Here is a 5223-nt window from a genome sequence, read left to right as displayed (position 1 = left end):
AATCATGTTTGGCAGGCTCAAGGACTGGCGGCGTGTCGCAACCCGCTATGATCGCTGCCCAAAAGTCTTCCTCTCAGCCATCGCGCTCGCCGCTACAGTCATCTATTGGCTATGAGTCCTGACCCTAGAGTCGTCCAAGAGAGGTTGGGGGCTTGACGAATTTGGGTGAGCGCTCGAGCGGTCTCGGATCCAGAAAGCGCAAAGAACGCAAAAGCAACAATATACGCGATATAGGAGATGAAGAATAAGGTTCGATATGGATACATCAGAGGATCGATAAGAAAGTCCCAAAGTAAGATGTAGGGCCATGCCATTAGGAAGGCAAAGATAGCTGCGGCAAATGCTATTGTGAGTGCCGCTTGCTCGTCCAGTAAAGTGTGAAAACTACCTTTCTGGCCGCTGGTTGCGGCTTGCATTAGCGAAAGCTTATATGAGGTGAGTGTCAGGAAAAGTCCGAGGAGAAAAGGCATTGTGAGTTTGATCATTAGCGCCGGCGCTTTGGATAAATCGCGATTGTCAAGTAGGAACGCAGAGAATGTAAAATAGTATTCATCTGGTATAATAATGAAGCTTAATCTGTTGACAGTAAAAAATGAAATGAAGGATACGGCAAGTAGCCATGGGTTTATTGACTTCATGGAGCACCAAGTGATGTTTACGGGCATCCCCCAAGTGGCCTGCCTCGTGTGTCCACAGATTACCCGATCTTGCCTGCGGGACAAACGTTTTTTGCACGGAGTGCCGTTTGACGGCACGCAGGCGCTCCGAACTGGGCGGACCGGGCCGCAAAATCCGCTCCCACCTTGCCCCAGGGGAATCGCGTTTGGAATTGAGGAGCGCATCGCCAACAGGCACTTCGATACCCTCGCCAAACTCGATGCCACCGCCACCTCGCAATGCGTCGCGCTCCATACCGACCGTGACCGCGTCAACGGTCAAGCCAGTTTCCATTGGTGGCCCGCTCGTCATCCCCAGCAAGACGTCCGACGTGAACCCTGTCGACTACATCGCCGCCACTCTGTGCACCATCCTCGACGGTCACCCGCAAACCGCATCGAAGACCTCATGCCGTGGCGCTTCAATCAGACGTCAAGCCTCGCCGTATAGGGTGACGCCGTCGCGATTACGTCCGTTGTGGCCACTCAGCTTGGGGTCCGATTGTTGGATGTCCGTAGCGCCGGAATCCAATCGACTGACAGTAGACCAGTCGCGGCATTCGTAAGTCATTAGGGGTAATCGTACCCTGTGCGCGTCCGACCCAAACTGTGTCACTCCTAATGCCCGAGGTTGCATCTGTTGTCAGAAGCGAATGCGTAGAATGTAGAACTTTGGGTATCTTTCTGATGATGTCTTTCGTCGTCGGTCATGTCGGACAGCAGCGCCCTGCCGGTCGCACGGCCATGAAGGTTCGTGAGGTGCAGCTTGCAGCATGGAGGTTTTCCAGTCTGGTCTGCACCTCGGGCGTCTTGTGGGTGGCTTAGTCGTCGAGAACCATATAAATGTCGCGCGGCTTCTTCACGGCCCGACGGATGCGGCGCAGGCGGTTCAGGTGCCCTGCGAGTCAAAGACCCGGTCTGCCTTGCTCATCAGATAATCGAGCTGATTACCAAGCTGGCGGCTGTCATGACACCCACCCCCGCGCACCAGCTTGACCACGACCGCCCGGTTGCCCGCCGCCGCCCGCGCCATGTGCTTATAGCTGCGGGTCGCGCCAAAACGACGCCCGAATGACTTCGGCCCAGGCTCATCGCCCCGCCCGCCCGGGTCGCGCGTCCAGCCCTCGTCCAACAACGTGCCCATGGCCACGCTCACGGCATCCGGCTTACCCGCCATGCGCATCCTCAGGGCAAGTATCTCCGACAAGGGTTTCGCCCAGGATCGCGCGGAAGGCCGCATCACGCCTGCGCGCTTTCTTGCCCCAGAGCACGGCCAGATGATCGCGCGACTGGGTGACAGCGGCATGTGTTGCGCGCAGCACCTCGGCTTCGCGACGGCTCAGCTTGCGTGCCTCTGGCAACAGGCGCGGGTCATTCAGCCGCCGCGCGATCTGGTTGAGGTTCGAGCCGATCGCTGACAATTCGCGGCGCATCGCACCCACTGCCACTGCCAGTTCCGCATCCGCTGTCAGAAATCCGCTTGGATGACGGACGAATGCGCGTAGCGCGGTCGATTTCTGATCAACCCCAAGGCGCGAAATCACCCCCTCGAAGACCCGGATATCCATAACGGGGACACGGGCGGCCACCATCGCAGTTTCGGATTTGGCCTGCGCCCGGGCCAGCTTATGGTCGCGCGTGATGTTTCGAATGGTCTGCTCCGACACCCCATAGCGCCCCGCAAGCGCCTTTGTGCCAGTGCCGCTCTGCTTTTCGGCGACGATGGCCGCGCGCTGTTTCGCGCTCAGCCTTGCTTTCGCCTTGGTTGTGGATGTGTCGCGTGTGGGAGTGTGCGTGTGTGAGATTGTGCAGGCGTGCGATCAAGCGTGCTTGTCAATCTACTTGGGCGTGTGTTATCCGCGCCGCCCAAGCTTTTGCAGCACCCGGATATCCCGCGCTGCATGTTATGTTTCAGCAAAGAGAGATTTCAGCGTAAGCGCAAAAACACCGATCCTGATCGCTGCCATGAACCGCAAGGGCGGGATCGGCAAAACCACATTGGTGCGCGCGCTCACCTCTGCCATCGTGCATGCGGGAAAAAGCGTGCTGCTGATCGACACCGATCCCAACCGCGCGCTCATCTCATGGCAGATGCGCGCGCAGGAAGCGGGCTTTGGCTCGCCTCTCATGTCCTGCAAGGAAACGCTGGATATGGATGCTCTCAACAGCATGCTTGATGAGGCGTTTGAGGAAGCTGCGGTGGATTTCATCATCATCGACACCCAAGGTGGTGGGGGTGTCTGGGCGGATACCATCGCCGCACAGGTTCAGATCATCGTGGCCCCTGTGATCCTCGCGCGCACGGATGTGGAGGACAGCCTCAAATCCTTTGCCTGGTATCAGCGCTTGGCGGATCGTGTCGATCAGCCCGAGCTTCTGCCGAAATATTGCTCGGTCATCACCAAGTTTGATTCCAGGACCCGCAGCGGGGAATCGAAACTGCGCCAAACCGAGCAGCAGCACCTGCTGACGGTTGCGCAAAAGCTCAAGCCCCTCTCCTATGCGCTGCGGCTGCGCCCGGCCTATCAGGATATGGATGAGACGGGGCTCTTGGGCGAGATCGCGCGCCGGATGCGCGAAGATGCCAATGCGCTCAAACGCGGGCAGGCGATCCGGTTCGAGGAAGCGCTGCAAGAGGCCACCTATGTGTTGAACGAATTGCTGGCCGAGGGCAGTGGCGTGTCCTTCAACCCTGAGGCCGCGCATGCCTGATCGCAGTCGCCCCATGCTCACCGTCCGCGGGGTCGATCCCGAGATGGGCAGGGCAATCAAACCCCTGAGCGCGCCAGAGCCTGTCGATGCGCCTAAAAAAGAAAAGACCCGGGAAGAGAGTGGGGTGGCTACACCTGTAGCCGCCGACATCCTTGAGAGGCCTGCGCCGCGCAAGACCACGGCCCTGCGGCAGGCTGCGGAAACAGGCCCCGTGGCAGCTGGCCCCGCCCCTTGCGATGACGCGGTCACGATCTGGCTCGCTCTGTATCCCCTGCAGCGCCATGCTGAGCGCCTCCACGCCTTGCGCGCGCAGGGTGTGGAGATCGCGATCCTGTTCCGTTTGGCGTGGCAACAGTTCAACGACACCCTAACCCTTGTGCCGCGCTATCAAAAGCCCGAACCCTGTATCTGGTGGCGCGCGCATGTGCATCGCAAGCGCATCAAACTGCCCGCATCGCTGCTCTCCGACATTTCCCGCGATGCGCGGGATTTCGGGGCGCTGAAACCATCCGAACTGGTCGCAGGCCAGTTCCAGCGCCAGTGGATCGACGCCCTGGACAAGGTTATCGCCAGGGTCGAGGGCGAGGTTTGAGGCCGCTGGCCAGCGCGTGGGAGGTTCTCGCACGCGCTGTTGCCAAGCCTCGGCGCCAAGCAATCGCTCGAGTTTTATCCGGGATCAAATTGCTCCTCGTGAAAACAACCTTGAGAAGGAACGCAGACGTGAGCGATTTACAGCGCTCGAAGTATTCAGCAGCCCGGTTTTACTTCGAGATTTTGACAGTGCTTTGCATCCTGCAGATCGTGGTCGCTGTGGTGATCTTCATCGCAGCATTCTTGTCCGGTCAAGACAGCAGATGGGCCATCGCTCCGTTCGTACACCTGCCAAGGTCAACCGTGATGTGGTTGGCCTTGTTCGCCGCATTTCTGGGTCTCGGGGAAATTGCCGCGATACAAGTGTCTCAGGCGGTGCTCGACATGGCCGATAATTCACGCATGACGCTGGAGCTCGCGATCAAACATCAGCACGTCACGATCAATGGTGTCACATCGCAGATCGCAAAGCTGCGTTCGGAGCCGAAACTCAAGCGAGACGCGCCGCCCGACACCGCCAGTTGAAAACACTGCGCGGGGCGCGCAGCACAAACCAAGAAGTTCGAGGTTCACTTCTTCCCTTGCAAGAGGAATGCAGCCCCGCAGGGTTGAGACTTGGCCGTGCATGCGACCATGCCCCCATGGGCCGAGGCGCTGGCTCAGAATGAGACAGACATCGCCGCGCCTTGGGGCAGGGAGCAGGTGCAGTCGGGGCTCAGGGCAAAGCCGCATCAGCCCGGCTCCGCTTGCGGGACTTGCACATGATCAATTCCACCAAAACCGGACAGCCGGCCAGCTTGAGATGCTGCAGGCGCAGTCGGCTGGTCACAGCCTGTTGCGGACCATCATGCAGGGTAAAGCAAGTGTCGGGGCAGCGACGTAAAGGGCGGAGAGCCGACTGTGCCCCCGCAGCATTGCACGCGTAGCATTATGAGCAGAGCGGCCATTTGCTGTGCCCGCCTCTGCCGTCAGTGATGCGTAAGAAACAAGGGATTCAAACTCCCCCCCCCCGATGGCCTAGGAAAGTCACCCGTCAGGCTTGTATTGACCGTTCTACCTGATGCGCGTTTGTGATCATCCGCGCGGTGTGCCCGGAGCAGTGTGGTGTTCTTTGGTGCTAAATCGCTCACGGTGTCTGACCACCCGGCGCATTTCTGCTTGCAGACTGTGCGGGGTCAATTAAATTCACCTTAAGGTTTAGTATCGGGCGTATTTGATGAATAAAGCGTTTTCTCAAGTCTTTCGTATGGGTCAGTTAACGACC

At 58.8% G+C, this 5223-nt stretch carries 6 protein-coding genes and 1 pseudogene; 4 read left to right on the top strand and 3 right to left on the bottom strand.

Annotated features, from left to right (window positions below; genetic code table 11):
- Positions 1 to 115, top strand: a pseudogene (locus tag PUT78_RS22910) (IS5/IS1182 family transposase); the annotation flags it as partial.
- 434 nt (positions 116 to 549) lie between these two features.
- Here PUT78_RS22910 and PUT78_RS22905 read toward each other — a convergent pair.
- From PUT78_RS22905 to mobC, 3 genes are all read right to left on the bottom strand, one after another.
- A complete protein-coding gene (locus PUT78_RS22905) occupies positions 550 to 939 on the bottom strand; it encodes a hypothetical protein (protein WP_274354541.1) in 390 nt (129 codons plus the stop codon).
- Between the two features lie 606 nt (positions 940 to 1545).
- Entirely contained in the window at positions 1546 to 1833 is a 288-nt protein-coding gene (locus tag PUT78_RS22900) for a hypothetical protein (protein ID WP_274354540.1), read from the bottom strand.
- Positions 1823 to 2323: a plasmid mobilization relaxosome protein MobC gene (gene mobC / locus PUT78_RS22895; protein ID WP_274354539.1), complete on the bottom strand. Its 501-nt coding sequence runs from the start codon at positions 2321 to 2323 to the stop codon at positions 1823 to 1825. Before mobC ends, PUT78_RS22900 begins: the two co-directional genes overlap by 11 nt.
- A 298-nt stretch (positions 2324 to 2621) precedes the next feature.
- Between mobC and PUT78_RS22890 the strand changes: the two genes are divergently transcribed.
- The 3 genes from PUT78_RS22890 to PUT78_RS22880 all read left to right on the top strand — a co-directional run bounded on the left by PUT78_RS22890 (position 2622) and on the right by PUT78_RS22880 (position 4484).
- A complete protein-coding gene (locus PUT78_RS22890) occupies positions 2622 to 3368 on the top strand; it encodes a nucleotide-binding protein (protein ID WP_274354538.1) in 747 nt (248 codons plus the stop codon).
- 124 nt (positions 3369 to 3492) lie between these two features.
- Positions 3493 to 3960 (top strand): hypothetical protein, encoded by a 468-nt coding sequence (locus tag PUT78_RS22885; protein ID WP_274354537.1) that lies wholly within the window; start codon positions 3493 to 3495, stop codon positions 3958 to 3960.
- 128 nt (positions 3961 to 4088) lie between these two features.
- Entirely contained in the window at positions 4089 to 4484 is a 396-nt protein-coding gene (locus PUT78_RS22880; RefSeq protein WP_274354536.1) for a hypothetical protein, read from the top strand.
- Positions 4485 to 5223: the final 739 nt, after the last annotated feature.

It is taken from the genome of Roseinatronobacter alkalisoli, assembly GCF_028745735.1.
Lineage (GTDB): Bacteria > Pseudomonadota > Alphaproteobacteria > Rhodobacterales > Rhodobacteraceae > Roseinatronobacter > Roseinatronobacter alkalisoli.
This window is presented reverse-complemented; position numbering and strand designations above follow the sequence as displayed.

Bases quoted from the DNA above. Each gene is read 5' to 3' on its own strand.
- PUT78_RS22900 (WP_274354540.1), bottom strand. From the start codon at position 1,833: ATGGCGGGTAAGCCGGATGCCGTGAGCGTGGCCATGGGCACGTTGTTG.
- PUT78_RS22890 (WP_274354538.1), top strand. From the start codon at position 2,622: ATGAACCGCAAGGGCGGGATCGGCAAAACCACATTGGTGCGCGCGCTC.